The sequence below is a fragment of the Bacillus sp. EE-W1 genome, assembly GCF_009760835.1.
Classification (GTDB): Bacteria; Bacillota; Bacilli; order Bacillales; family Bacillaceae_G; genus Bacillus_A; species Bacillus_A wiedmannii.
Genome location: NZ_WIPE01000111.1, coordinates 1 through 1,477, shown reverse-complemented (window position 1 = coordinate 1,477; position 1,477 = coordinate 1). Strand labels below are relative to the sequence as shown.

1 protein-coding gene and 1 pseudogene are annotated in these 1,477 nt (G+C 33.4%); both read left to right on the top strand.

Annotation, left to right across the window (positions count from 1 at the left end):
* Positions 1-142, top strand: a pseudogene (locus tag GFJ36_RS25990) (nucleoside transporter C-terminal domain-containing protein); the annotation flags it as partial.
* Between the two features lie 345 nt (positions 143-487).
* On the top strand, positions 488-1,477 hold a 990-nt coding region (locus GFJ36_RS25985), incomplete at its 3' end, for a NupC/NupG family nucleoside CNT transporter (RefSeq protein WP_157349785.1).

Genomic DNA, 1,477 nt, shown 5'->3' with positions numbered 1-1,477 from the left:
ATCAATCGGAATTATCGCAGGTGCAACGAAAGGTATCGATGAAAACCAATCAAATGTTGTATCATCATTCGGTCTACGCCTTGTGTATGGTGCGACATTAGTAAGTATTCTATCAGCGATTATCGTTGGTGTTATGTTATAAACAAAGGTGGCCCTATCTTATAGCTAGGGCTATTTTTTATGGTAAATTTGCATGAAAAAACCAATTAGTTAGGAATATATTAACATATAAAAATCTTTTAAAATTTATATTGCATTTCGATTAGATAACGCTTACAATTTGATTTGTAGGTGGTATCAATTTCAGACTTTTAAGTATGGTAGGAGAGAAGAAGCTACCTTTTATAAATTGCAATTTATGTAAACGCTTACTGATTTTAGAAAACAGTTGAATAATATTTAGGGGTTTTAAATTTTTTTAACATCAATGGTCAGACGTCATTCGTTATACGACCAATAACTCGTGGGAGAAGTGGAGGATTCACATATGAAGATCGTAATGTTTCTAGTCGGTTTACTTGTAGTATTTGTACTAGGGTTCCTTATCAGTTCAGATCGTAAGAAAATTAAATATAAACCAATTGCACTTATGCTTGTCATTCAATTGGTACTTGCGTATTTCTTACTAAATACAAAGGTCGGATTTGTATTAGTAAAAGGGATTGCAGATGGATTTGGAGCTATTTTAAAATTTGCGGAAGCAGGGGTTAATTTCGTATTTGGTGGTCTAGCAAATGATGGACAAGCACCATTCTTCTTAACAGTATTATTACCAATTATTTTCTTAGCAGTACTAATTGGGATTTTACAACACATTAAAGTATTACCGATTATCATTCGTGCAGTCGGTTTCCTATTAAGTAAAATTAACGGCTTAGGAAAACTAGAATCATATAATGCAGTAGCAGCTGCAATCGTTGGTCAAGGTGAAGTATTCATTACAGTAAAAGATCAACTAAGCAAATTACCGAAAAATCGTTTATACACACTTTGTGCATCTTCCATGTCAACAGTATCGATGTCAATCGTCGGTTCTTACATGAAAATGATTGATCCAAAATATGTAGTAACAGCACTTGTATTAAACTTATTTAGTGGATTCATTATCGTTCATATTATTAATCCATATGACGTAAAAGAAGAAGACGACATTTTAGAATTACAAGAAGATAAAAAACAAACATTCTTTGAAATGTTAGGCGAATATATTATGCTTGGTTTCTCTATCGCTGTAACAGTAGCGGCGATGTTAATCGGTTTCGTAGCATTAATTACAGCAATTAACGGTGTGTTCGATTCAATTTTCGGAATCACATTCCAAAGTATTTTAGGATATGTTTTCTCACCATTAGCATTCGTAATGGGTATTCCAACATCAGAGATGCTAACGGCAGGACAAATTATGGCAACGAAATTAGTAACGAACGAATTCGTTGCAATGCTTGACCTTGGAAAAGTAGCTGGTGATTTATCAGCT